Origin of the sequence: Coleofasciculus sp. F4-SAH-05 (genome assembly GCF_040222985.1) — a bacterium.
Classification (GTDB): Bacteria; Cyanobacteriota; Cyanobacteriia; order Cyanobacteriales; family Coleofasciculaceae; genus Coleofasciculus; species Coleofasciculus chthonoplastes.
Genome location: NZ_JAVKBY010000190.1, coordinates 1 through 25,533 on the forward strand (window position 1 = coordinate 1; position 25,533 = coordinate 25,533).

Below are 25,533 nucleotides of genomic sequence, written 5' to 3' on the forward strand. Positions count from 1 at the left end.
CCTTATTACTAAGTAAAGTTTGCCTCGACAATGTTAAACGGGCTTTTTACTCTCTTCAGCACTACAGCTATAAACCTGTTCACTGATTGCTTAACTGAACTCGACAGAGCCTGATACTGGCGTTCATATCAAGGTGTCGTGACCCCCTCATCCGTTACCAGTAAAATACCATCATAAGCCACTCATCTTCAGACGTTGCGATCGCGCCTCCATTTCCCAAGCGTTGGGTGTCCTTTGTCCAGAAGATATTCCGTTTCTCTGCTAATCGAGGCAGCGCCCATCCCTGTGCTTGTCGCATCACGTTATAAGTTAACCACAGATGCATTTGCGTGGGTCGTTCCGTTGAATTTCTTTGTTCCCGAAATGATAATTTGGGCGGAACTGGGAAGGCTCTGAGGCGATAAAGGCGGGGTCCCACCTGTTCGAGTAACGCTGGATCAACGGGTCGCGATCGCCTCACCTGAGAATTGTAAACCTTTTGCGCCGCCCCCCGTGGTGAAACTTTAAATGGAAAACTTTGCGATCGCTTATCGGTGTCCCCAAGCCACAAGCCTGTAATTGTGGCGCTTTCGGGTAAGGATTAGAGAGTGCGATCGGTACCTGGAGTGGCGCTTATAGCAATAGACACATCGATTAGGACGTTCGGCACCATTGTAGAGACGCGCCATGGCGCGTCTCTACATAAATAATGTGTCCTTTCTCTCTATTGGGGAGGATTGACAGTCGGGCGTTTAACGTTGAGCATTTGGGTCACATACAGCGACTAAACAAATCAGCCAGAATCTGATTAGAAAACAAAAACCCGTCTGGATCACTTAATCTCAGCCGCCCAGTCATCGGTAGTTTCTGGGCATTGTGCCAATCCCAGACTTTTCCATCTCGTTCTACAACTTCTACCCAACCTTGCTGGTAGTAGGGCTGCAACGTTGTCCCAATCTGTTCGAGAGTCTTCTCGCCAAACTGCCGCACCAGTGTAGATAGACTCACACCTTCTGCCAAGCGTAGTCCTAGCATCAGAGTTTCTAACAAAATATCCACGTCCGAGAGTTCTGGACTTTCCCAGATCCCATTCGCTTCAATGAACTGTTGTACCCAAGTATAATACTCTCGCCGAGTGCGGGGGCGAGTAAACCGCCGCCCCTGGACATAACTAGCAGCCCCCATACCAAACCCATAAAAAGGATGGTTTTCCCAATACACCCGATTATGTCGGCATTGGTGAGTGGGTAAAGCATAGTTGGATATCTCATAATGTTCATACCCGGCATCAGTGAGGAGCGTCTGGGCAAGGCGGTACATTTGAGCGGTTGTCTCGTCAGTCGGTAAGGGAGAAATTCCGGGGCTGTACTGTCGTCCAAAGGCGGTAACGGGTTCTATAGTCAGGTCATAGCAGGAGATATGGGTAGGGGTAAGCTGAATGGCGGATCTCAAGGATTCCTGCCACTGTTCTAAGGTTTGAGTTGGCAATCCAGAAATCAAATCTAAACTCCAGTCGGGAACCTCTACTTGGCGGAGCAACTCGACAGCGGTGAAGATATGATTAAGCTGGTGCGATCGCCCACAAATGCCCAACAGTTCATCCTGAAAGGCTTGAACTCCCAGGCTCACTCGATTCACGCCCGCATCCTGGTATCCTTTGATCTGCGACAGGTCGAATGTGCCTGGGTCTATTTCCATGGAAATCTCAGCATCGGTAGCTATGCCAAACTGCTGTGCTAAGGTATCCAGAATGCGGTTTAACTGTTGAGTGGATAACAGAGAGGGGGTGCCACCACCAAAGAAAATGGTTGAGAGAGAACAAGTCGAGGCTGGTGTTGTTTGAATTTCTTGAGCTAAGACCTCAACATATTCCTCAATCGTGCCGGACGTGCTACCCCTGGCTTTATCGCCGACTACAGATACAGGAAAGTCACAGTAGTAGCAGCGGCGTCGGCAGAAGGGGATATGGATGTAGGCGGAATGGGCAATTCCCATCTCGATGATTTTCTCAGATTTGTTTGAAAAATTTAACATAATAGGCGGAAAATTAGGGAATAATTCTTAACATTTGATTAACAAGTAGTAGATTAATGGAAATAAACTCAACAAGATTACGTTTTGAGCTAAGCCGATAGGTATAGGAAAACAAAATGGAGGGAAAGATATAATAAACGTGATTAACCTCTATCATTATAAATCTTGAATAGAATCGAAAGATTTGCCAGATAAACCACTTGGATTGGAACCATGCTTGATTTTGTCATTATTCTTTTATTCATCCTAGGAGGAGCAGGTGTAGGGTTCGACATTGTTGAACTGCTTCCGCCTTCCGTGCAAGAACAGATTACCAATCTGGAGGCGCTGCGCTGGATTTTAGCCAGTTTTACCGCCATTATCGGTTTTGCGGTTGGGTTAACGGTGCAGGTGACCTACCGTCGTTTGGAAAAGCAGGTACGCCAACTGCCAATTGAGGTAATTTTAACCCGGGCAGTCGGTTTGGTGTTGGGGCTGCTGTTAGCGAATTTAATGTTAGCTCCGATTTTCTTTCTACCTTTTCCCTCGGAGTTTGCCTTTATCAAGCCCCTGGCGGCAATTTTGGGCAGTGTGATGTTTGCCTTTCTGGGAATCAGTCTGGCAGATACCCATGGTCGGACTTTTTTGCGACTGATTAATCCAAACAGCTTGGACACGATGTTGGTGGCAGAAGGGACGCTTAAACCAGCGGCGAGTAAGGTACTGGACACGAGTTGTATTATCGATGGTCGCATTGAGGAACTGTTGAATACAGGGTTTGTCGAGGGTCAACTCCTCATCCCCCAGTTTGTATTGCAAGAGTTACAGCAGTTAGCTGATGCAGCGAATGATCAAAAGCGGATTCGGGGACGGCGTGGGTTGGATATTCTCAAAGCCATGCAAACCGCTTATCCGGAACGCCTGATTATTCACCCGGCTGATTATGAGGATATTCAGACGGTGGATGCCAAATTGGTTCGGTTGACTCAGGAAATTAATGGCACGCTTTTGACGAATGACTACAATCTGAGTAAAGTGGCTAATTTGCAAAAAGTCCCGGTACTCAATGTCAATGATCTGGCTCACGCTGTACGTCCAATTTATCTGCCGGGTGATAGCCTGGAACTCAAAATCCTCAAGGAGGGAAAAGAACCCTCTCAAGGCGTAGGTTATCTAGACGATGGCACGATGGTGGTTGTGGAAGAAGGACGTAACCACCTCGGCGCTGAAATGCGAGTTGTGGTCACTTCTGCTTTACAGACATCTGCTGGACGGATGATTTTTGCTCGTCCTCAAGCATCTGTGGCGGCGTAAACATAAGAATTGGCTGCGGTTGAGGTGGCTACAGGTCTGGAAACGGTGCGGGAAAATCAGCACCGTTTTTAATCAGTTGCCAAACTAATCTCTAGGAAAGAACCTTGCTGTGTAAGAATGGTTTAGCTTATCCGGCGATAGGTTCCCCACGCTCTAATCTTCGATTGAGCGTGGGATGAATCGCCAGTTTATTATTGACAACTTGCTTGTTGTAAGCTAATATCAATCAGGCTAACTTCAAAGTAGCAGTAAGATGCTGGTCGCTCCAAACATCGCAGCTAGGGAAAGAACATGACCGCTGGTTACCTTCGACTACGCTCAGGGGTAAAAGATAAGCCAAGTTATGTTGTACGAGTAAAAAATAACTGCCTGTGGAAGACGGGCGGCTGCCTGTGGACGCTGAGTAAGACCATCACCAGATCGAGTTCTGGACTTTCTGCTCTTAGGAATTAGAAAGTGCCCAACGTGGCATCGGCGAATGAGACGGGAAATCCCAAAGACGAATAAGACCGTCCTTGTTTAGCTAAGTTGGAAGCCCCAAATAAGAGCGAAGTAAGTTGGGGTACTTCACATATTGCAGTCGTGTACACGGGAAGGATGGATACCAATACAGCTTCTCTCGGAAGCCCTGTCGGGCTGCTGTTTATGTTAAGAGGGCTAATTTCTTCCATAAGCATAAATGACAGGGGTTTCCATCCGCCCCCTTACTAACCCTAATTTTCGATGAAAGTTGGCGATCGCGTTCGAGTTAAGATATCTGTTATTGTTTACCACAATCCTGCCCACCGCAATGAGCCGTTTGAGATCAAGGGTATGGAAGGCGAAGTCATTGCTATCGTTACAGAATGGCAAGGGCGACCTGTGAGCGCTAACTTACCGATTCAGGTTAAATTTGATAAAAAGTTTCGCGGTCACTTCCGGGAAGATGAGTTAGAAGTGGTTTGACATTCTCCCTTTGATATACCGTAGTAGGGTGGGCGTTGCCCACCATCATACCAGTCAGTGGCATTCATTTTGAAGTTCAGAGTCTGGCTTAAAATCTACTGGTTTTGCATTTTGAGTTCTTGTAAACCCATCTTGGGATCATCATCCTCTATGTAGATTTCAGCTATTTCACACCTGGGTAAACTACCAAGGTGGGGATACTCATTCTGTGATATTCTCACCCGATTTCTGCTGCCGACTCCATCGTTTTGAAGAATGACCCCACAGCATTGTTCATGTTCTCTGCCTTATTTGCCGCTAACTCGTTAGAGGGATTATTTGCTGCTCTAGGCATTTTAATTACATTAACAATAATTTTACTTATTGCCGTGATTATTCTTTTAGTTATACCATTTTTGCAAATAATTAAAGCCGTTATCTACTACGATCTCCGCAATCGCCGGGAAGGAATGGGTTTACAGCTACGCCATTGATTAATCCGTTTTCTTTAAAAAAATGGCTAATTTATCCCTCGAATCCAAGGAAAACGCCCAATAACTAGGAAGAGAACGATAAGATAGGCTTGGCTTCGTTCAAACCCTAGCAGTGATGGATGTAGATAAACCCTTAGGTTCAGTCATTCAAGGTTCTCTTTCCGGCGGATTGGAAGTGCGATTAAATGCGGATGTCTCCGTGGAAGATATGCGCGTGGGTAAGTTTCTGGTGGTTCAAGGGGTGCGATCGCGCTTTTTCTGTATGCTGACGGATGTGGCGCTAGGAACCTCTAGTCAGCGGATTTGGGCGAATCCCCCCCATCCCAACGATAGCTTTTTACGTGAGGTTCTCGCCGGAAGTGGCACGTTTGGGACGATCAATTTAACCCCAATGCTGATGTTGACGCCTTCCTCGGGAAAACGCGAGACAGCCAACCTGAACCTGAATGGTAAAAGTCCTTTAGCGTCATTTCAACCTCAAAGTAGCAGTGACGATGAATTACTTCCGGTGAAAACAATTCCCAGTCATTTCTCCCAAGTCTTTGACGCCAGTGAACGCGATTTCCGGGCGGTGTTTGGCTGGGAAGATGATCCCCATCGGCGGAATTTTTCGGTGGGTCAACCCCTTGACATGGAAGTACCAATATGCATAGACCTAGACCGGTTTGTCGAACGCAGTAATGGTATATTTGGCAAATCGGGAACCGGGAAATCCTTTCTGACTCGCGTATTATTATCCGGGATTATTCGCAAGCAAGCGGCGGTTAATTTAATCTTCGATATGCACTCCGAATATGGATGGGAAGCCGTATCGGAAGGAAAACAATTTAGTACAGTCAAAGGATTACGCCAACTCTTTCCCAATCAAGTCCAAGTGTACACCCTTGACCCCGAATCCACCCAACGCCGAGGGATTAGAGACGCCCAGGAATTGTATCTTGGTTTCGATCAAATTGAAGTCGAAGATATCTCCCTGGTGCGAGGCGAGTTAAATCTGTCTGAGACGAGTTTGGAAAATGCGATCATTCTCCGCAACGAATTTGGCAAAACCTGGATTACTCAACTCCTAAATATGACGAATGAGGATATTCAGACATTTTGCGATGAGAAGCGGGGAAATAAGTCTTCAATTATGGCATTACAGCGCAAGTTACTGCGTCTGGAGGAGTTAAAGTACATACGAAGTACTTGTCCCCAAAATTATATTGACCAGATTCTGCAATCCTTAGATGCGGGGAAGCATGTGGTGGTGGAATTTGGCTCTCAATCGAATATGCTCTCCTATATGTTAGCCACGAATGTGATGACACGCCGCATTCATGGTAAATATGTGCGGAAGGCGGAGAAATTTCTGCAAAGCAAAAATCCATGCGATCGCCCGCACCCATTGGTGATTACGATTGAAGAGGCGCACCGTTTCCTGGATTCAGCCACAGTACGTCAAACCATCTTTGGCATTATCGCCCGGGAGATGCGGAAATATTTCGTTACATTACTGATTGTCGATCAGCGTCCATCGGGGATTGATAATGAAGTCATGTCCCAGGTTGGCACCCGGATCACCTGTTTACTGAATGATGACAAAGACATTGAGGCGATCTTTACCGGAGTTTCCGGGGGACAAAGTTTGCGATCGGTGTTAGCTAAATTAGACTCCAAACAACAGGCATTAATATTAGGACATGCCGTACCCATGCCCGTTGTTGTGCGAACTCGTCCTTATGATCAAACATTCTACACAGAAATTGGCGAACCCTCTTGGGATGAAAAGTCAGATGAAGAAGTTTTTGCCGCCGCCGATGCCGCCAAAGCCGATTTAGGCTTTTAAAAGTTCGTAGTTGCGCTGTCTTCGCCCTAAACGTGGCAACACCCATTACCAGCTACCTATCTACATTTAAAATTCTGCACCTGCCAACCCATTCAATTAATTTATATCAAAAACGCTAAAGACGTTCCAGCAGAATGTCTCTACTGTTTATAGGCAAAGTTAATTAATTTCAGGAACTCATTTAACCAAGATTGCTAGAATATTCGCGGTGAAATTCCTCATAAATAATCCTTAATATCTTTTCCCGGTCTTCCATATCTTCAAATTGAGACGCTAACTTTAATATTTCCTTGATAGTAATCGATTGAACCTTCATATTAATCAAGTAACTTTTAATATCTTTCGAGATATCATCGATAATCAAAATCACATTACCATCACTCAATCGTTCCCGGTCAAAGTTTCCCTTAAGTTCCGCATAGATATCATCTGCTACAGCTTTACTATAAACCTTAAGCTTCTTAATTTGATAAACCACGCCAAAATTAGTCGAAATATCAACTCCGTTATCATTAGCGGATGTGCGTGTATCTCGATAAAGTCTACAGGAAAATTTCTCAAGATGTACTTTGATAACAGCAAAGCTAAATATTTCAAAATTGGTTGAATTTTGACGAATATTCTCTTCTATGAAATTAAGAAATTGATGATTGTACAATGATAGTTCAGAGCGAACCTCCCGATTGCTTAAGCGAGGAATTTTGCCCAGTTTACTGCTAATATGTTGCTGAATTATTTCCGGAATCCATTGATCCAGTAATTTAGCATTATTTGTATAGGGTGACATAAATTCATATTCACCACTATTAATCACTCTTAATACTCCGTATTTAGGTAAATTTCGAGACGGATAGGCATCATAGTATCTACCCCCTATGTGTAAATCATGTTGCAAATAATCAATCATATCGTTAACAGTTCTCTGATACGCAGCTTTAATCTCAGAGTTTGAAAAAATAGTGTTTTGGTTAGATAGATATTCTTTAACCAATGCGAGAGTAATTACCGGAAAAATAACTTTAGTTTGTGAGCGCTTCAACATCATATTGATGTTGTTTTTGCAAAAATCGTCATTCATAAGATTATCGTAATCAGTCGCCTTAACCCTGCTTGGGTTTAAGCTAAAAGCGAAATTCGTCTTGAGACAATGGGATAAGACATCTAGTCTATTTTAATGGACTTCAGCTATTAGCCCGGAGTTTGAACTCCGGGCTGATGATCAGGACGAAAATTTTAATTAAAAATCGACATCTTCATAAAGCGCGGCAAACGTTCCTGTAAAACCAATACTTTCGAGTTTAAATTCTTGCTGTATAGGAGTATAAAACTGCAACACCCATAGCCCTTCATCATTGCGGCGGAAGCAATCAACTCGTTGCCGTTTAGTATTAATTAATACATATTCACGGAGACTTTCCAATTCCTGATAGTCAGCAAATTTATCACCTCGGTCAAACGCTTCAGTCGAATCCGATAAAACTTCGACAATCAGAGTCGGAAATCGTTTATAAGTCGAGGTTTCTTGATCCCGTGGGTCACAAGTGACCATAACATCAGGATAATAGAACCGATTTAACGATTCTATGCGGGCTTTCATATCGGAAATATAGACTCGACAACCCGAACCTCGAACATGACTACGGAGTAGAGCAAAAAGGTTTCCAGCAATCGTAACATGAGGGTCACTTGCTCCCGCCATAGCATAGATTTGCCCATCAATATATTCATGTTTTATCGGACTCTGTTCCTCCATTATGAGGTATTGGTCAGGTGTAAGATAAGGATGTTGAGGAGAAGCAATCATCGTAGTTTTGTTATAAAAGGTTTTCCATAGTATAGCAAATGTAGGGGCGCAAGGCTTGCGCCCCCAACTAATTAGATACACTGACTACAACATTTTTCAAAAGGCACTAACCACCACTAATTTTGGCTTTATACCCCAACTGCGTCAAAATCTCCAGCATTTTTTGAGCATGATCCCCTTGAATTTCCAAGGTATCATCTTTAACCGTACCACCACTACCACATTTAGTTTTAAGCTGTTTGAGAAGTTGGGTTAAGGTGTCCGGTTTACATTGAAAACCACTAATCACCGTAACAGTTTTCCCCTTGCGCCCCTTACGAGAGGCTTGAACGCGCAAGTTTTGCTGATTGGGCGGAAGTTCTTGAACCGCCCGTTCCGTAGCCGCCGAATTACTACCAAATTCTTGGTAAGCTACACGCTTTTGGGAGGAGTTAGAGGATTTGCGTTTAGACATAGCTGTTAAATCGTTTTGTTCAATTATCGGTGAGGAGGGCGGGTTTTGTTGTTTCATTATCGGTGAGGAGGGCGGGTTTTGTTGTTCCGTTATCGGTGAATATCCGAATTTAGTCCCTAAACCCGCCCCTACAAATTTTCTCTAAACCCGCCCCGACATTGGCTTGTTCAATTATTGGTGGGGAGGGCTGGTTTTAAGGAAAGACGTGCCATGTAGTTTCTAGTTTCTAGAGTAACATTCCAGCAATACAAGCGGTCATAAAACAAGCGAGTGTTCCCCCAATTAAAGCTCTCACCCCTAATCTTGCTAAATCAGGTTGCCGATTCGGTGCGATTCCACCAATTCCACCCAGTTGAATTCCAATTGAACCAATATTTGAAAAACCACACAAAGCGTAAGTAGCAATAATAATTGACCGTTCCGATAGCTGAGATTGTTCAATCAATGCTTTAAGATCCAGATAAGCAATAAATTCACTCAAAATCGTCTTTTTTCCTAACAAAACCGCCACCTGACCACAGTCTGACCAAGGAACGCCCATCAACCACGCCACGGGAGCCAAAATAATCGCTAAAATTGATTCTAACGTGAGTTGTGGTAGTCCCACTAATCCACCCAACCACCCCAAAATGCCGTTCACCATGGCTAACAGTCCCAAGAATGCAATCAACATTGCTGCTACATTGGCTGCCAATTTTAACCCATCCAGCGCCCCCGTCGCCGCCGCATCAATCCCATTCACTGTTGTCGGCTTTACCTCCAGGGTAATTTTACCGGCGGTTTTCGAGGATTCTGTTTCCGGATACAAGAGTTTAGAAATGGCTAAAGCGGCTGGTGCAGACATCACAGAAGCGGCGATGAGATGTTCAGCGGGAATTCCAAAGGAAATATAAGCCGCCAAGACACCCCCAGCTACAGTAGCAAATCCCCCTGTCATGACGGCGTGTAACTCCGAAAGCGTCATCGTAGATACGTAAGGTTTGATTAATAACGGGGCTTCCGTTGAACCGACAAAGATATTCGCTGCTGCACTCATAGTTTCTGCGCCCGATGTTTTCAAAGTTTTGAACATTACCCAAGCCACAGCCTTAACCACCTGCGGCAAAATTTTATAGTGATAAAGAATCGTGATGAAAGACGAGAAAAAGATAATCGTAGGTAGGACTTTGAAGGCAATGAAACGTTCCTCTAAATTTTCACCCAAGACAAACTTTGCCCCAGCATCAGAGAAATTCAGGAACTGAGTCACTAACTGCCCTAAAAACTCAAAGAAAACCAACCCTGGTGCTGTCCTGAGAATTAACACCGCCAGAATTAACTGCAAGGCAATACCCCATAATACAGGTTGCCAGCGAATCGCCCGCCGATTGACAGATAAAACGTAACCTAAGCCGATGAATACCAGCAGCCCTAAGGCAGAAATTAAGCGTTCCATAGTATTTCTCTGACCAAAAAATACAGATATCCCCAAAAGTCGTCTATACTTAAGGTTTACTCATTGGACTTGACAGGTTTAATCCTAAGTCATTTCATGGCGATCGCAGAAAAAAAATCATCGCCCCAGCCAGCCAGTATGAAGTATCGAAAGAAAAAATTAGATAAAACCCTGAAACAAGTCTAGAAATCTTGAATTAAATAGGAAGACAGAAAAACCGTTGGTTTCAGGAGCGCTTCTCCATGAGCATTGCTACTGCTTTTAAACTGAATCATAACAATGGTTTAGCGATCAATCGCTATCCTCCCACCGCGACACCTGATATCTCGGTGGAGAAGGCTTTGGCGCGGATGACTCAGACTCACAGCAGTTGTCTACTTGTACTAGCAAATCATCAGCCGAATAGTCCGGTTGTAGGTATTTTTACGGAACGAGATACCGTGCAACTAATTGCTTCCGGTGTTGACTGGCGAACCTTATCTCTGGCGTCGGTAATGACGACTTCAGTGATGAAGATCACAGAAACTGAAGCCCAAGATATCGTTAGCGTGATTAATCGGTTGCGTCAATATAAAATTCGTCATCTTCCGGTGGTGGGAGAGACGGGAAACTTAATCGGTGTAATCACCCCGCAAACGATTCGCCATGTTCTCCAACCCGTTGATTTACTTAACCACAAAAAAGTCTCTGAGGTGATGGCTACCCGTGTGATTCACGCCATGGGGACAACTTCTATTCTGGAACTCGCACAAGTGATGAATGCACAGCGAGTCAGTTGTGTGGTGATTGTTGAGGAGGCTGAGTTCCCTGTTTCAACGCAAAATTCAGTCAGGGCGGGTTTTGATGAAACGTTACCATCAATAGCGCCACCAAATTCCCTAAACCCGCCCCTACAGACTCAAAACTTGCTTCGCCCAGTGGGTATTGTCACCGAACGAGATATTGTCCAGTTTGGTAACTTGGGATTGGATTTGGCGAATACCCCCGTTACCCCTGTAATGAGTACGCCTTTATTACTCATTCAACCGACTGACTCGATTTGGAGTGCCCATCAACTCATGCAGCAGCATCGCGTGCGACGGTTGGTTGTATCAGATGAAACCGGAGAATTGGCGGGTTTAATTACTCAGACGCAGATCCTGAACACGATTAATCCCATTGATATCTATCAAACCGTGGATACCTTAGAAAATTTGTTAGATCAGCAAACCTATCAATTACGCCAGTTAAATCAGCAACTGCGACAGGAAATTAGTAAGCGTGAATTACTGCAAGCGAAATTTCAATCCTCTGAAGCCAAGATCCGGGCTGTATTTGAGGCAATGACGGATATCGTCCTGGTTATTAATACTCATGATCACCAGATTCAAGAGATTGAAGTTATTCCCACGTCTTCAAGTTGTCTGTATGAGGATGGAACATTTATAGATCAGATAATCCAGCGATTGTTAGGAGATCCCACAGAAACGGATTCAGTATGGGTAGAAACGATTCAACAGGCGATCGCAACTCAACAAACCCTGACTCTAGATTACTGTCTGTGGCTACAGGGGCGAGAGGTTTGGTTTAGCGCCAGTATTTCCCCGATCGCGGAACACTCGGTTGTCTGGGTGGCGCGGGATATTAGCGATCGCAAACTGATGGAAGCTGAACTGCGAGAGAGTGAAGACTGTTTCCGTAAGGCGTTTAATTACGCGGCTAGTGGGATGGCGTTAGTCGCCCTCGATGGTTATTTCCTGAAAGCGAATCGTTACTTGTGTGAAATGGTTGGCTATTCCGAAGCAGAATTATTAGCCAAGAATTGCCCAGAAATCACCCATCCTAGTGATCTAGAAGCGGAACGTGATTATACCCGTCAACTTCTCAACGGTGAAATTCGTTACTACCATTTAGAAAAGCGATATATTCATAAACAGGGACATAGTATCTGGATTATCTTGAGCGTTTCTATGGTGCGAGATAGTCAGGGTAACCCGTTGTATGCTCTTGCTCAAATGCAAGATATTAGCGAGCGAAAACAGATTGAAGAAGCCCTGCAAGGAAACCAACGGTTGCTGCGGGCGATTACTCAGGCAAATCCCAGTATCTTGTATATTTATGACCGCATCAATAAGCAAATTCTTTACTTTAATCGCAAAATCCAGAACCTGCTTGGCTATACACCGGAAGACGTGATCCAGATGGAGGATGATGTTCTGGCGACGCTGATGCACCCCGATGATTTACCGGGAATTCTCCACCATTTTCAGCACTTGGAAACCGCCCAAGCTGACCAAGTGTTTGATTTAGAATATCGGATTAAGCACAAAAATGGGGAATGGCGTTGGCTGTCTAGTCGGGAGACAGTCTTTACCTGGAACCAGGAGGGGAAGCCGGAGCAAATTTTAGGCACAGCCACTGATATTAGCGATCGCAAACAAGCTGAAGCCGCCCTGCGGGAAAGTGAAGAACGTTGGCAATTAGCGCTTCAGGGGAATCAGGATGGGATTTGGGATTGGAATATCACCACGGGTAAAGCCTTAATTTCCGATCGCTACCGCGAAATCCTGGAATACGATGACGATCAATTTGAACTAGATTTTCAGGGATGGCAAAACCATCTGCATACCGATGATATTCCCTTGGTGAATCAGAGTCTACAAGATTACCTAGCCCAAAAAATACCCCATTACGCGATCGAGTATCGTTTGCGCTGTCAGGATGGAACCTACAAGTGGCTGCACTCTCGCGCCCAAGCCCTCTGGGATGACGCCGGACATCCGGTGCGAATGGTGGGTTCTACCCGCGATATCACCGAACGCAAACAAGCCGAAGATCAACTCCGCTACCAGAAGGAACTTCTACAAACCATCTTTGACCATATTCCGGTGATGATTTGTTTTTATGATGCTACGGGTCATATTCGATTAGTTAACCGAGAGGTGGAACGGGTTTTAGGCTGGTCTAAAACTGAACTGGATCAGATTGATTTGTTAAGCGAATGTTATCCCAATCCTACAGATCGCCAGAAAGTTTGGGAGTTTATGATCAAGGCGTCTGGAAAATGGCAAGATTTTAGCCTACGGACTAAAAACAGTCAAATTCTGGAAACCTCGTGGGCAAATATTCGCCTCAGTGATAACACCCGTATTGGCATTGGGCAAGATATTACCGATCGCAAACGGGCAGAAATCAAACTGAGAAAGAGTGAGGAACGCTGGCAATTAGCACTCTCAGGCAATAATGATGGGATTTGGGATTATAACCTGATTACCAATGAGCATTTCTTATCGCCCCGTTGTCTGGAAATACTCGGATATGACTATGAGAATATCAATACGTTTGACAAATGGATGAGTTACATTCATCCGGCTCATGTCTCCTTAGTTCAGGACACCTTTGAGCGGCATCTCAACCGGGAAACACCTGATTATTCCCTAGAGTATCAGATGCGCTGTCAAGATGGCAGTTATAAATGGGTTTTGGTGCGGGGACAGGCACATTGGGACGAGTTAGGTAATCCCGTCCGCGCTGTTGGTTCAATTACCGATATCACGGAACGCAAACAAGCGGAGGAACGAGAACGGGAAAAAACACAGGAGTTGCAACTCACTCTCAACGAATTAAAACGCACCCAAACTCAACTGATTCAAGCCGAAAAAATGTCGTCGTTGGGACAAATGGTGGCGGGAATTGCCCACGAAATTAATAACCCCACCAGTTTTATCTATGGGAATATCGAGCCAGCGACGGAGTATGCTCAAACTCTGCTCCACTTAGTCCAGCTTTATCGACAGCATTACCCGGAACCTGTCAGCGCGATCGCGGAAGAACTCGATACTATCGATGTTGATTTTATTGCCTACGATTTCCCCAAACTACTAGCCTCTATGGAAGAGGGCGCGAATCGAATCATTAAGATTGTCCAATCCTTACGCAATTTTTCGCGTTTGGATGAAGCGGAGTGTAAGCAGGTAAATATTCAGGACGGGATTGATAATACCCTATTACTATTACAGCACCGACTCAAAGAACAATCCCACCGTCCTCAAATTCAGGTGATTAAAGACTATTGTCAACTCCCTAAGATTAAATGTTATCCAGGTCAGCTTAATCAGGTGTTTATGAATATCCTCAGTAATGCCATTGATGCGCTAGAGGAGAAACTGGAAACTGACCTAGACTTTGAACCCAAAATTTGGGTTCGCACGGCTGTGATTTCCGGTGAGGAAGGGTCTAAGGATAGCGAGAGTCAGGGTGGTTCAAAGGTGGTAATATATATAGTAAACAATGGTGCAGAAATACCGACCGAGGTTGACCAACGTATATTTGATCCATTCTTTACCACCAAACCTGTAGGTAAGGGAACGGGTTTAGGGTTATCCATCAGTTATCAGATTGTCGTGGAACGCCATGGGGGTGAGTTGCGTTGCGATTCGATTCCCGGTCAAGGAACGGAATTCGCGATCGAATTACCAAGTTAGTGATCTAAGTATAGCAACCGCCATAGCGGTTAGGACACATCATTTATGTAGAGACCAAACATGGACGGTCTCTACTTGGTTTTTGTTTAATTTCCATCAATAGCTTGACGAATTTTGCTAACGGCTGTTGACAAAATTTCAGCGGCTTGACTAATTTCTGTATCTGTGGTAAATTTGCCCAAACCGATACGCAATGCCCCTTCTATTAAGTTATCCGATAACTTTATTGATCGCAGTACATGAGAGGGTGTTTCTACCCCCGATGTACAGGCGGAACCTGTGGAGATGGCGAGTTGGGAACGGATTCTGGCAATCACTGCACTATTGGGAATATCGGGAATGGAAATATGCAGATTCCCAGCAAGGCGGTTCGTGGTGTCACCATTAATGACGACGCCGGGAATTCTGTCTTGCAGCAGGGTTTGGAGTTTGTCTCTAGAGGATGCGATCGCGGTTTCATCTTCGGTCATTTCTAACTGACGCAGGCGACAGGCTTCACCTAAACCGACAATACCGGGAACATTAAGCGTACCCGATCGCATACCTTTTTGATGACCCCCACCCCAGAGAATCGGTTCTAGGGGATATTTTTTTCGCACCACTAATGCGCCGGAACCTTTTGGTCCATAGAGTTTATGGGCGGAGATGGCGAGGTATGTTATCCCCCAGTCTTGAAAATTGATCGGGATTTTGCCGACAGATTGGGATGCATCACAGAGGAAAGGAATTCTGTAAGTTTGGGCAATTTGTCCTATTTTTGATATTGGATAAATTGTGCCAATTTCGTTATTGGCTGCCATAACACACAGCAAGGAAATGCCGTTTTTACAGACATTTTCTAGATAATCAAAGTCGAGTCTACCTTTGGAGTCAACCTGGAGATTAATAATTTCGGCGAATCCTTTTTTTGCGAGGGTATTGCAGGTGTCTAAAACGGCTTTATGTTCCACTGGGGAGACAGCAAAGCGGGGGATTTTTGAGGTATTACTATGGTAGAATCTGACGAATCCTTGCAGGGCGAGGTTAATGCTTTCGGTTGCTCCAGAGGTGAAGATAATTTGTTTGGCGGATGAACTGATTAAGTTAGCGATATGAGTTGCGGCTTGGGAGACGGCTTGTTCGGCTTCATCCCCATAGGTGTGGTCAATGCTGCTAGCGTTACCAAAGGCGGTAGTCATGTAGTGTAGCATTTGATTTGCCACTCTGGGGTCAGTGGGAGTGGTGGAGTGGTAGTCGAGGTATATGGGGCGGGATTGGCTAGACTGCTGGGATAGGGGCATGATTTAATTTGCGATAACTGGGTAGAAGGTTTAATCAGGGTGAATATTAACAAACTCAAATGTACTTCAAGAGCAATTCTAGATAAGAATTATCTGAAGTATCCACTCAAAGTTAAGAATTATGAAGAACTGAGAGTTCCCCAGCAATATCCACCTCTAATCCTCGTGGTTGTTGTAGTACCTGATAACATTAATGACTGGTTATATCAATCAGAAGAGGAACTCTGTCTTAAACGTTGTGGTTACTGGATATCCCTAGCTGGAGAAACATCGACAGAGAATCAGGAAACTGTAACTGTATCTATTCCTAGAGTAAATAGATTTACGGTGAATTCCCTAACAAGTCTTATGCAATGTATCGCCAGAGGAGAAGCTCTATGAATGTTACCGTAAAGGATATCAATATTCTGCAATCAATCCAACCTCAACAAGTAGCCAACTACTTGCAAAATCACGGCTGGCATAAACAGAACCATTTGCAGGATAAAGCCTCAATTTGGATACAAGGAAATGAGGGAGGAGAATCGGCAACTATTCTGTTACCCCTAAATCAGGACATACCGGGGTTTCCGGTTTCTATGAGTGTTATTTTGGAAACACTGGAAACAATAGAAAATCGTTCTCAACTTGAGATTAGTAGCGAACTTATTACTACAGCTAATAACATAAAGATTCCGGGATTCGTTAGGCAAATTCATGCTACTAATGCTGACCAATTAAGCGGAACGATTGTCATTTTGGGTGTAGTATGTGATAAATTTCGTGAAATTCAGATGGAGTTGTTTAACCATGAGTACATTCTTGCTATAAAAGCCTATCAAGAACGGCTGCCTATTGCCTGTACAGGAGATTTAGTTAAAGAAGATAGCTGCTTTGTGCTGAAAAATATCCGTAATTTTGCTGGTGTTTAGACTAACCCATGATAAATGATGCCTGGGAACCTGGGAGGAAACTAGATCAGGGCACGATAATATCGTGCCCCTACCCAATCAATTATCCCTAAGCTGTGGTAGGGACACGGCATTGCCGTGTCCTCTTATCACCATCGTAGTCTAAACTCTAGTTTAAAGTTATTCATTTAAGATTCCTCCTTCAGTTTCATCGGCTTTTTTTATTGCTTAGACATGATTATCTGTAAGACCATCTAGCAAACCCTTGCCTTGTAGCTATAGACAGTAAAGGACTAAGAGTAGATTCATAAGCAGCTTTAAGAATATGTAAATCCAGAATATTATTTTTATCCCCAATTTTTAAGTCAGTTAGGTAAGGTTCAATATAGTTACTCCATTGGGTTTGTCCCAGGCTTTTATTGGCTATAGAAAGCCCTAAATACTGTAGATTCACAAATTCATCAAAGTATTCCTCATTAGGGAGATAATTGGATTTTGATGAATTCACCTCTGGAAACGTTGGGATTAAGTTCCAAGGCTGATCGTGAGCGACAAATGACCAAGGCAAATAATGATCCAGGGAAAAACCGGAAGAAGGCAGAGTTCGCTTGGAGTAAATGCACTGTAGATTAGTTTGTTTTAAAATCAATTTCCAGTAAGCTTTTTGATGATTCAGAGAACCTCTTTCTTGAGGTGGGAATAGCTTGTTCGCAATAGCAGGCACATTAGGGTTACGTTGCTGCATATACTTGAGCCATTCCCAAGATGCCCAAGCACGAACGATTGAATAGTTATTTTCTAGGTATGATACCCATGCTGGATGTAACGTGATCGAACTGCAATCCTTATAGAGACTCGCATCAAAGCGGTACAACGGTTTTTTGATATCAAAGAGTGCAGCGGCTAGGTTGACAATTTCTTGTTCGTCATCACCCGGATTCGTTCGCTTCTTTCTACCAGCCTTGCTTGCTTTTACTTCTTGTTCAAAAAATGGTCGGATCAAGAGAAATGGTACATATCGTTTCAGACTTGAAACAATATCTTCTATGGGTTGAGCGCTAATTATTCTCCGCAAGTATTTTTTGTCTGTATCGTTAAAAATTATTTTTGTATCCGAAATGTCAATACAAAGAGAGTCTAATTTATCCGATATTTTATCTTGTAAACCAAAAGATAGCTTGAAATAAGTATGTGGATACCAAGCATTCGCCAGCATTTCAATGATGATCTCTTGAAAAGTAATGGGTGATAAAACATCAAACTGTCGCCTTTGTACAATATCCAAAAGTGAAATTAAAAAAAGATATTTATAGGAATTTGTCTTTTTTTTTAATAGCCTAGAGAGTGCCGACACATCTACTGTGTCAGATTTGGGCAATTCCTGGATGGGAGTAGCCATTAGATCCATTTCTCCAGCCTGAGTTGGGTCAACTAGATAAAACTGGATAAAGTCCTTGGCGGCGGTTGGATTGAGTTCTCGAAGCACTCTGACAATACTGGCGACAGTCTCAGCAGTCGGATCGGTTTGTTCATGGAACCAGCGAAATACCACAGGGCGGTCAACTCCCAATGCACTTGCCAGACTGCTTTGACTGATGCCGTATGTTTCTAGTACGTGTCGAAGTGCTTTGCCTGCCTGTCCCATAGGTTTGATTACGTCAAAAAAGCGTAAGTTAGATTTGTTTACTTTAATAATAACACTTTACAGATAAACAATTAGCATATATGATAACTATACTGCTCAGGGTTTCGACCCTGATACAAAGCCCGATTCCCCTGAATGCAGGGCTTGCAAGATAAAAGGCAGCGCTTCACCTCCTACAGATCGTCGCTGCCTTTTGGGTTCCATTCCGTATTGAAAAGGAGACCTTCAACCATGATAGAACGTTCAAGCCATCTACAGGATTGCCCTTGGGCGGTTGTTCGGATTTTGCCCAAGTTTCAGCGTTGCGTTGTCGCCCGTTACTACAATCGTCAAGACGCGGATGACTCTCTCAGGCTGTTGCGGCGTTTCATTCCAGCAGCAGTATTCGAGCTAATCTTCGATCCTGTGGTTGAGAAAATTCTGGTTAACAAGCCTGATGTCTAAGGTGATTCTGGCTTTCTCAGGTGAGTTAAATCTCTGAGAAACTCGTTTAAGTCCCCCCATTTTGGGGGGAAGCCAGGAATTTTGGCTAAGGATTCTTACACAGCAAACCTGAAAAATCTGTAATAACTATGCAACCACTACGTCATCGCATCAACCCCAAAACTTTTGTCATTACTCTCCGCCAAATTGCTAAATACTTGAAAATCAAGCCAGAGCGTATCCTGAATTGGGAAAAATGGTACAACGTCCTCTGGGTGCATATCCAGGGACTCGGTGGTTATTTTATTAGTTACCGCCAACTCGAACAATGGATTGCTGCTTGTAGTACTTTGATACGCTTTTGCCCAAACTTGCAAGCTCTTAATTCCCTTTGGCAAAGCATTCTTCAGGAAGCTTATCGATATACAGAAGCAGCGTTTTCTCGACTCGATACTATCTTTCAACAAAGATTGTCAGTTTTAAAATTGAGAACTTGAGAAATCTGTTCGCGATCGCACCCTGGAAATTCACCAGATTTTGCTTAAATCCAGCACAAATCCGGGTAATACCGACTCACCGCTAATCGTAGCTGGATTATCTAGACATTCCACCGCTACTCCTGAGCGATAGATATAAACCCGTCGCTTTTTGCGGTCAATCAGCCAACCTAACAGCGCCCCATTATCAATGTATTCCTGCATCTTAGTTTTGAGCGGTGCCAAATTATCAGAAACTGATCGCAGTTCCACCACAAAATCAGGACAGATGGGTGCAAACGTGTTCTGTTGTTCAGGAGTCAGGGCGTTCCACCGTTCCAATTTCACCCAAGCCGCATCAGGGGAAACCTTTGCACCATTGGGAAGCGTAAAGCCTGTACTCGAATCGAAATAAATCCCCGTTCCGTCACGCTCTGCCCAAACTCCCAACTGTACAATCAACTTAGCATTGCGATTTCCTGTGTCCGAACCCGTGGGGGACATAATTAGCAATTCTCCCGTAGCCGTGCGTTCAATTCGTAAGTCGCGATTAATTTGACAGAACTCAAAAAACTGCTCATCTGTCAGATTAATTATCGGCTGTAAATGTAACACCAACGGAGAATTTTCTACTTGAGTCGTTGCTTCAGTCATTGTCATGGCACAAATCCTTGGTGGCTGTTGTGAAATAGTACAGCACTCTCCCTAGCTACCCTCACCAGATTTTGCTTAAATCCAGAATAAATCCCGGTAATACTGACTCACCACTTACAGTTGCCGGATTATCCAAACATTCTACCGCTACTCCTGAGCGATAAATATAAACCTGTCGTTTTTTGCGGTCAATCAGCCAACCTAACAGCGCCCCATTATCAATGTACTCCTGCATCTTGGTTTTGAGCAATGTCAAATTATCAGAAACTGATCGCAGTTCCACCACAAAATCAGGACAGATGGGTGCAAACGTGTTCTGTTGTTCAGGGGTTAAAGTCTTCCACCGTTCTAGTTTTACCCAAGCCGCATCAGGGGAAACCTTTGCACCATTCGGAAGTGTAAAGCCAGTGCTGGAGTCAAAGCCAACACCAGTCCCATTCTGTTCCGTCCAATTGTACAATTGTCCATTCAGCCTAAAATTTCGTCCACCTGTTTCCGAACCCGTGGGAGGAATAATTAGTAATTCTCCTGTCGCCGTGCGTTCAATTCGCAAGTCGCGATTAATTTGACAGAAGTCAAAAAACTGCTCATCGGTAAGATTAATAACTGGATGCAGGTGCAACACCAACGGAGAATTTTCTACTGGAGTTGTTACTGTAGTCATAGCACTAATCCTTGCCTGCTGTTCCCTTATGTTGACAATTATTATCGGATGATAAACGACAAGCTAGGCATAATCTTGTTTTTGCCCGTCCCCTCGATTTTGACGCCCCTCCCCAATTTGAGGCAATATTTCCGACGCTAAATCAAACTCTCTCTCCACCAGTAGGGAAATGGCAAATTGCCGCAGTTGTGTGTTATTATTAGGTAGCGTTTTCTGCATATTTTCTACCAGTTCCTCTGCTTGGGTCTGTAAGTCGTAATCAATTCCCACAATTTGATTAATTTCTTGTCCATTCTGACGAGTTACTGTGATTCTAAGTGCCTCAAAACCCCCACCTTTGGCATCAACGTCTGCCCGCAACGCTTCCAAATTCTTGAACCGCCTAGCCACATCTGAGAGGTTAATTTCAAACTGAGTCATATCTTCATCACTCCAAGACTCAGCCGGCTTATCTGCCACAATCATCACTAGGGCTTCTAACCATTCGGTATCTGTTTTGGTTTCATCAACTGCCGCATCGGTAAAACGTTTCAGCATACTCTCAACACATTGTCCCACTAGGCGACTGGCTCGCACTCTTAAATCTTCCCGCAATTTAGCTTCATTGCTGCTAATCCAAAAGGCATCATGCAATCGTGATTTACACTCACTCAGCAAGCAGTCATAAGCTGTCTGAATCTCGTGCAGCGCTTGCACTAACTTTTTCCGTAAGGTTTTCGCTGTCTTACCATCGTCAACTTCATTCGTACCAATGGCTGGCAATCCGCAAGCTTCAGGTAAAGATTTAAACAGTAATACATCGGGTTCCTGGGCTTGCTTCAAGGTTTGTAAAACCGCTTGTGCTTCTGAACTGAGGCGCTTGGTTTTCAGCGTGTACGCAGGTAGCTTTTTCACAAACTGAAATAGAGGCTTTGCCACCGCCAACAGAGTTACATTCCTGACTCCCGTAGGCATTCGAGACTGAGGCGATTTCAACACCGCTTCGAGTTCCTGAAAGACTCGCGATCGCAACCCCACGACTTCAAAATATTTAACCGCAAAGCGGGAGGGATCTTTCACCAATAGCTCAAAATGTTCTGAACCCAAAATCGGGATAAATGTCCCATCTTTATAAATCCCAACATCATCGGTATGATACAGCAAAACTGCCGCTAACAGCACCGGAATCGACCCTTGCTTGACGCCGAATGGTGGTGCTTCTAATTGTTGGTAGAGTTTGTCTAACGGCTTTTGTTTATCGTTAGCCGCTTTTTGAAACGCTTCAATTGCCTGCCAAACCGTCCATACATTGGAGTTTTTATCCGGTGGATAGAATCCCCAACCGTCCTCCTCCTGTCGATGAATTCCTGTCTCACCTAGCAGGGAATAATACATGGCGACTTCTGGACCATACCCTTCTAATCCTAATCTTTCTACCTCGGCATTTTCCAACATCGCCTCAATCAGTTCCCGTCTCGCCTTAGCGCCTTGAGATGTCAGTTCGCGGCGATTAATCAACTCATTCCAAAGAATCGGCGTTTTTAGATAAACCCTGTCACAAACCTCTGATAACTTAGCATTAAACTCTGTCGCGTGGCTGATGGTTTCTGGTTCCCCCTGAATCCAACAAACATTCTGATTAACGGCTACATCAAAGGACCTGCTCAAACTTTCATCAAGCAATCGTTTCGTCTCAAATAACCGATATTGGACTTCCCGTCTCGCCACAGCATCCGTCTGGAGTTGAGCCGCACTACTCTGGATTTTCTCAAGTGCGGCAAATTCTAGCGCTCTAATTCGCAGAATACCCAGTTTTTTGGCACACAAAACAATTAACGGCTTCCCATCGGCTGTCAAAGCTGGGGGTTGACTCGGTAATTCCTCATCCACCCAACAAGCAATTAATCCATCACTATCTTTACTCTCACAAAGCAGTTGCGCTAAATCCTGTGTTGCATTAACATAGCGGCGCTCAAAATACCGCAACGTACCCGTTTTATAACTATGCCGCCCAGCCACTAATGGCTTCAGGGGATAGGTTTGTGACAAAAGACTAAACAGAGGCGATCGCTCTTGCTCAATCAACGCCGCCACTTCGCCCTCGACATTAAAATCAGAGCCTTCCCAAAGCCGCAGTTCATCCAACAACCGACGATGGGTAATCACATTTCGTCGTAATAAACGATCAATAATATCATCCCAATACTGCTGCTCTTGTTCCTCATAAGGTGAATCGCACATTGCCAACGTCACCAGTTCGTGAGTGGCTTTCACCGCACCTGTTGTTGTCACTAAGTTAAGCAAGCCAATTGTCTTTAAAACCCTAAGCGAATCCGTATCCAGATGTTTGGCATCGGCAATTAAATTCTGAATCTCTACCCACCGTTGCAAACCCAATCGAGAACCTAAACCCAACCCGGTGGCTTCAACGAAGTAATCATAAACCCGATCCAATTTCAGGGTGGGTAGGGGTTTGGTTTCCAAACCCCCATCCTGCACCGTTGTTTGATCCAAAAACTGCTTAAATGAATAGGGTTCAGAACTGGTGAGAAACGTAAAGAGTGAGCGGTCATTTTGTCCATACTTAGCGCATAGCATGGGCAACACCAACGCCGAGAGGGGATGTAACGGATACACCGCCCCCAGAACTTGCGGTGTCAGTTCTTCCGCCAATGCGATATCTTTCCAGCGCTGATCCAACCATTTCTCGGCTTGGTTATTGATATCACCATGAAAACTTTCTGCCTGGGATTGATCGATAACTTGACCCATCAACCGCACCATTTGTCCCGCTGATTCTGTAAAGGGGATATCTTCAAACCGCCCTTGAATCTTTGCCCATTCGTTCCGTTGAACAGAGGCTAATCTCTGACCATACTCGGTAAATGCTTGGTGAAGTATCCCCAGTATATACACAGGATAATGCCCAACTCTAGGCAGTTCAGTTAACTGCTGCAACAAATATAAATCTTCCGCCCCTTCGTTATAGGCAGCAAATTCCAGATTTTTGCCTAACTCATCGATAATTAAAAAGACACCCGTTTGAGCCGCCTGAGCGAGTTCTTGCACCATCTGAGGAAGCCCTCGGCTGTCAACGGTTTCTCCATTAGCAATTGCCGCTTCCCAGTCTAAAAGTTGACCCGCGATAGCAATTTTTTCTCTCTCTGCTGATGACCAGAATAGCCTAATACCTCTGGCTAAAGCCCGAATCACCGTGTTACCAATTGGTTCTCGCTGTGCTGTAGCCACGGCTCTGACTAAACCTTGCGGCGGTAGAGTTTCCCTGAGACGACAATACTCTGCACTATCAGCGCCTAAAGCGTTTCGGGCAATCTCCTGCGCCTGCTGCTTTATTTTCTCGTTGTCTTTGGCACATAGAGCCGATAAAAAGTGAGCAAACGCCGACTTCCCCGTGCCATAGACACTGGTTAGCGTCCAAGCCCCCTGGGATTGGGAGTCTTGCCAACCCGCTAAAATTCGTCTGAGGGCATCAACGGAGCGAGTGGTGGGAACATACCCCTCCAGGGCATCGAGTTGCTGCAAATCCCGCTCTAAATTAATCGAGCGAGAATAGCGCCGATTGAGGCTGAAATAGTCAGATAATGCTCGTTTCATTACTTTGCCCCACCGCGTCTTCTAGTACTGTAGTACCTGTCTAGGATATCGTGTGCTAGCTCATTTGCCTGCTTTTTGAAGGAAAACTGAATCAATCCCGCCGAGTCAGAGAGCGTGATATCTTTTGACCACCGCCCCACCTGTTCGATAGCGTCACAGACAGCACTTTCATTCAGCTTGAACGCCAAACCCGGGCTACCTGGATCAAAGGTAAGACTGGCAATCGATATGGTTTTCTGACTCCCTTTAAACGCGGCAAACTCCAAACAAGCCACAACGACAACCTCGGCGGGGAGATTAGTTTTTGCACCCATTTGAAACCTGTAGTGCTTGGAGTTCCCTAGGGTTTGGATAATGCCGAGTTCAGCAAAAGGACAGTCAATGGAATCCTCACTTACGCCTGTCTTGGTATCGGGTTCTACATACATCCGCAAGATGCAGGTGATGTCTTTTTTTAGTGAGGCATCAACAATACGACTACCCAGACTATCCCTATAGTCACAAAGCGCCTCAAATAAATCATCGGCTGAAAATTCAACTGGACGAAAGACATGAAACGCAAAATACCAAGCCGTCGCCAAGCAGGTGGGTGTGAGGAGATGCCAATGGAGTAGCCACAGAGATGCCGGATCTTCTAAAAACTCATCCCAAGCGTTATCCGCCAACAATTGTTTGCCAAATTCTGAGGGAGTATCATTATCCAGCACTTTGAACGCCGAACACCAATAACGAATCGAGCGCACCATATTCTTACCCACGCCCAAACGTACAGGTGCATCCTGGCTCAAAAAAATTCCTGGATCTTCAGTTGCCTTGTCAAAACCCTTCTTCAGCCAGCCAAACCGAGGATGAAACGTCTCGTGGCGGGCAAAGACAGGATTAACCACAGGAACGTGATTATCGATTTCTGGTAAAGGGAGCGTAGTTTGTTCCACCATGAAGTGCTATTTTATCTGCTGATAGAGCCAGGGGTGCCGATGTTCCGGGACTTCTTATTGTAAACTCACTCCCCCTGCTTGACATTATGGCTTTTATATGAAATTACCGTGAGGTGGGCAAGAACAACGAACGATAATATATAGCGTTTCCTTTCTTTATAACTCTTGCCCACCCTATATAAAATCGGCTTACCCTAAAACTGATGCCAATAGAGTCTAGCCTACAGCCAAGGTAACACGAAGACGCGATCGCACCATTCG

At 44.6% G+C, this 25,533-nt stretch carries 19 protein-coding genes and 2 pseudogenes; 9 read left to right on the forward strand and 12 right to left on the reverse strand.

The genetic code is table 11. From position 1 onward, the window contains the following. Positions 1–175 precede the first annotated feature (175 nt). Positions 176–580: pseudogene (locus RIG27_RS22270) on the reverse strand (TIGR02921 family PEP-CTERM protein); the annotation flags it as partial. 170 nt (positions 581–750) lie between these two features. Then, on the reverse strand, positions 751–2,013 hold the full coding sequence (gene hemW / locus RIG27_RS22275) for a radical SAM family heme chaperone HemW (RefSeq protein ID WP_446348789.1): 1,263 nt from the start codon (positions 2,011–2,013) through the stop codon (positions 751–753). 213 nt (positions 2,014–2,226) lie between these two features. Here hemW and RIG27_RS22280 point away from each other — a divergent pair, with 213 nt between their 5' ends. From RIG27_RS22280 to RIG27_RS22295, 4 genes and pseudogenes are all read left to right on the forward strand, one after another. Continuing rightward, entirely contained in the window at positions 2,227–3,306 is a 1,080-nt protein-coding gene (locus tag RIG27_RS22280) for a PIN domain-containing protein (RefSeq protein ID WP_446348791.1), read from the forward strand. Positions 3,307–4,029: 723 nt separating this feature from the next. Next, positions 4,030–4,251: a ferredoxin-thioredoxin reductase variable chain gene (locus tag RIG27_RS22285; protein ID WP_446348792.1), complete on the forward strand. Its 222-nt coding sequence runs from the start codon at positions 4,030–4,032 to the stop codon at positions 4,249–4,251. A 380-nt stretch (positions 4,252–4,631) separates the two neighbouring features. After that, positions 4,632–4,724, forward strand: a pseudogene (locus RIG27_RS22290) (DUF975 domain-containing protein); the annotation flags it as partial. Between the two features lie 115 nt (positions 4,725–4,839). Continuing rightward, on the forward strand, positions 4,840–6,552 hold the full coding sequence (locus RIG27_RS22295) for a helicase HerA domain-containing protein (protein ID WP_446348794.1): 1,713 nt from the start codon (positions 4,840–4,842) through the stop codon (positions 6,550–6,552). Positions 6,553–6,733: 181 nt separating this feature from the next. Here the strand turns inward: RIG27_RS22295 and RIG27_RS22300 are convergent, their stop codons facing one another. From RIG27_RS22300 to RIG27_RS22315, 4 genes are all read right to left on the reverse strand, one after another. Then, the gene (locus RIG27_RS22300) at positions 6,734–7,630 is read right to left on the reverse strand and encodes a hypothetical protein (protein ID WP_446348796.1); all 897 of its coding nucleotides are present in this window, start codon (positions 7,628–7,630) and stop codon (positions 6,734–6,736) included. A 159-nt stretch (positions 7,631–7,789) separates the two neighbouring features. Beyond that, on the reverse strand, positions 7,790–8,356 hold the full coding sequence (locus tag RIG27_RS22305) for a Uma2 family endonuclease (RefSeq protein WP_446348798.1): 567 nt from the start codon (positions 8,354–8,356) through the stop codon (positions 7,790–7,792). A 106-nt stretch (positions 8,357–8,462) separates the two neighbouring features. After that, complete coding sequence (locus tag RIG27_RS22310) at positions 8,463–8,810, reverse strand: translation initiation factor (protein WP_446348800.1); 348 nt, start codon at positions 8,808–8,810, stop codon at positions 8,463–8,465. A 226-nt stretch (positions 8,811–9,036) separates the two neighbouring features. Next, positions 9,037–10,245 carry a NupC/NupG family nucleoside CNT transporter gene (locus RIG27_RS22315; protein WP_446348802.1) on the reverse strand — a complete coding sequence of 403 codons (1,209 nt, stop codon included), beginning with the start codon at positions 10,243–10,245 and terminating at the stop codon, positions 9,037–9,039. A gap of 242 nt (positions 10,246–10,487) precedes the next feature. Between RIG27_RS22315 and RIG27_RS22320 the strand changes: the two genes are divergently transcribed. Beyond that, on the forward strand, positions 10,488–14,708 hold the full coding sequence (locus tag RIG27_RS22320) for a PAS domain S-box protein (protein WP_446348804.1): 4,221 nt from the start codon (positions 10,488–10,490) through the stop codon (positions 14,706–14,708). Positions 14,709–14,794: 86 nt separating this feature from the next. On the opposite strand, the gene RIG27_RS22325 is transcribed toward RIG27_RS22320, so the two are convergent. Next, on the reverse strand, positions 14,795–15,988 hold the full coding sequence (locus RIG27_RS22325; RefSeq protein ID WP_446348806.1) for a cysteine desulfurase family protein: 1,194 nt from the start codon (positions 15,986–15,988) through the stop codon (positions 14,795–14,797). A 39-nt stretch (positions 15,989–16,027) separates the two neighbouring features. Here RIG27_RS22325 and RIG27_RS22330 point away from each other — a divergent pair, with 39 nt between their 5' ends. Both RIG27_RS22330 and RIG27_RS22335 read left to right on the forward strand, forming a co-directional pair. Next, positions 16,028–16,369 (forward strand): DUF4365 domain-containing protein, encoded by a 342-nt coding sequence (locus RIG27_RS22330; protein ID WP_446340630.1) that lies wholly within the window; start codon positions 16,028–16,030, stop codon positions 16,367–16,369. Next, positions 16,366–16,899 (forward strand): hypothetical protein, encoded by a 534-nt coding sequence (locus RIG27_RS22335; RefSeq protein WP_446348808.1) that lies wholly within the window; start codon positions 16,366–16,368, stop codon positions 16,897–16,899. Before RIG27_RS22330 ends, RIG27_RS22335 begins: the two co-directional genes overlap by 4 nt. Before the next feature lie 217 nt (positions 16,900–17,116). On the opposite strand, the gene RIG27_RS22340 is transcribed toward RIG27_RS22335, so the two are convergent. After that, complete coding sequence (locus tag RIG27_RS22340) at positions 17,117–18,523, reverse strand: HNH endonuclease domain-containing protein (protein ID WP_446348810.1); 1,407 nt, start codon at positions 18,521–18,523, stop codon at positions 17,117–17,119. 231 nt (positions 18,524–18,754) lie between these two features. Here RIG27_RS22340 and RIG27_RS22345 point away from each other — a divergent pair, with 231 nt between their 5' ends. Both RIG27_RS22345 and RIG27_RS22350 read left to right on the forward strand, forming a co-directional pair. Then, complete coding sequence (locus RIG27_RS22345) at positions 18,755–18,967, forward strand: hypothetical protein (RefSeq protein ID WP_446340627.1); 213 nt, start codon at positions 18,755–18,757, stop codon at positions 18,965–18,967. 128 nt (positions 18,968–19,095) lie between these two features. Continuing rightward, on the forward strand, positions 19,096–19,443 hold the full coding sequence (locus RIG27_RS22350; protein WP_446340626.1) for a hypothetical protein: 348 nt from the start codon (positions 19,096–19,098) through the stop codon (positions 19,441–19,443). A 30-nt stretch (positions 19,444–19,473) separates the two neighbouring features. On the opposite strand, the gene RIG27_RS22355 is transcribed toward RIG27_RS22350, so the two are convergent. The 4 genes from RIG27_RS22355 to RIG27_RS22370 form a co-directional block, all read right to left on the reverse strand. Beyond that, positions 19,474–20,076, reverse strand: coding sequence for a Uma2 family endonuclease (locus RIG27_RS22355; RefSeq protein WP_446348902.1), 603 nt, complete (start codon positions 20,074–20,076; stop codon positions 19,474–19,476). Positions 20,077–20,137: 61 nt separating this feature from the next. Next, the gene (locus RIG27_RS22360) at positions 20,138–20,740 is read right to left on the reverse strand and encodes a Uma2 family endonuclease (protein WP_446348813.1); all 603 of its coding nucleotides are present in this window, start codon (positions 20,738–20,740) and stop codon (positions 20,138–20,140) included. 63 nt (positions 20,741–20,803) lie between these two features. Further along, entirely contained in the window at positions 20,804–24,334 is a 3,531-nt protein-coding gene (locus RIG27_RS22365; protein WP_446348815.1) for a hypothetical protein, read from the reverse strand. Continuing rightward, positions 24,334–25,272 (reverse strand): DUF4007 family protein, encoded by a 939-nt coding sequence (locus RIG27_RS22370; RefSeq protein ID WP_446348817.1) that lies wholly within the window; start codon positions 25,270–25,272, stop codon positions 24,334–24,336. The genes RIG27_RS22365 and RIG27_RS22370 overlap by 1 nt, the downstream gene beginning before the upstream one ends. Between the last annotated feature and the right edge of the window lie 261 nt (positions 25,273–25,533).

Bases quoted from the DNA above. Each gene is read 5' to 3' on its own strand.
- hemW (WP_446348789.1), bottom strand. From the start codon at position 2,013: ATGTTAAATTTTTCAAACAAATCTGAGAAAATCATCGAGATGGGAATT.
- RIG27_RS22280 (WP_446348791.1), top strand. From the start codon at position 2,227: ATGCTTGATTTTGTCATTATTCTTTTATTCATCCTAGGAGGAGCAGGT.
- RIG27_RS22285 (WP_446348792.1), top strand. From the start codon at position 4,030: ATGAAAGTTGGCGATCGCGTTCGAGTTAAGATATCTGTTATTGTTTAC.
- RIG27_RS22295 (WP_446348794.1), top strand. From the start codon at position 4,840: ATGGATGTAGATAAACCCTTAGGTTCAGTCATTCAAGGTTCTCTTTCC.
- RIG27_RS22300 (WP_446348796.1), bottom strand. From the start codon at position 7,630: ATGAATGACGATTTTTGCAAAAACAACATCAATATGATGTTGAAGCGC.
- RIG27_RS22305 (WP_446348798.1), bottom strand. From the start codon at position 8,356: ATGATTGCTTCTCCTCAACATCCTTATCTTACACCTGACCAATACCTC.
- RIG27_RS22310 (WP_446348800.1), bottom strand. From the start codon at position 8,810: ATGTCTAAACGCAAATCCTCTAACTCCTCCCAAAAGCGTGTAGCTTAC.
- RIG27_RS22315 (WP_446348802.1), bottom strand. From the start codon at position 10,245: ATGGAACGCTTAATTTCTGCCTTAGGGCTGCTGGTATTCATCGGCTTA.
- RIG27_RS22320 (WP_446348804.1), top strand. From the start codon at position 10,488: ATGAGCATTGCTACTGCTTTTAAACTGAATCATAACAATGGTTTAGCG.
- RIG27_RS22325 (WP_446348806.1), bottom strand. From the start codon at position 15,988: ATGCCCCTATCCCAGCAGTCTAGCCAATCCCGCCCCATATACCTCGAC.
- RIG27_RS22335 (WP_446348808.1), top strand. From the start codon at position 16,366: ATGAATGTTACCGTAAAGGATATCAATATTCTGCAATCAATCCAACCT.
- RIG27_RS22340 (WP_446348810.1), bottom strand. From the start codon at position 18,523: ATGGGACAGGCAGGCAAAGCACTTCGACACGTACTAGAAACATACGGC.
- RIG27_RS22345 (WP_446340627.1), top strand. From the start codon at position 18,755: ATGATAGAACGTTCAAGCCATCTACAGGATTGCCCTTGGGCGGTTGTT.
- RIG27_RS22350 (WP_446340626.1), top strand. From the start codon at position 19,096: ATGCAACCACTACGTCATCGCATCAACCCCAAAACTTTTGTCATTACT.
- RIG27_RS22355 (WP_446348902.1), bottom strand. From the start codon at position 20,076: ATGACTGAAGCAACGACTCAAGTAGAAAATTCTCCGTTGGTGTTACAT.
- RIG27_RS22360 (WP_446348813.1), bottom strand. From the start codon at position 20,740: ATGACTACAGTAACAACTCCAGTAGAAAATTCTCCGTTGGTGTTGCAC.
- RIG27_RS22365 (WP_446348815.1), bottom strand. From the start codon at position 24,334: ATGAAACGAGCATTATCTGACTATTTCAGCCTCAATCGGCGCTATTCT.
- RIG27_RS22370 (WP_446348817.1), bottom strand. From the start codon at position 25,272: ATGGTGGAACAAACTACGCTCCCTTTACCAGAAATCGATAATCACGTT.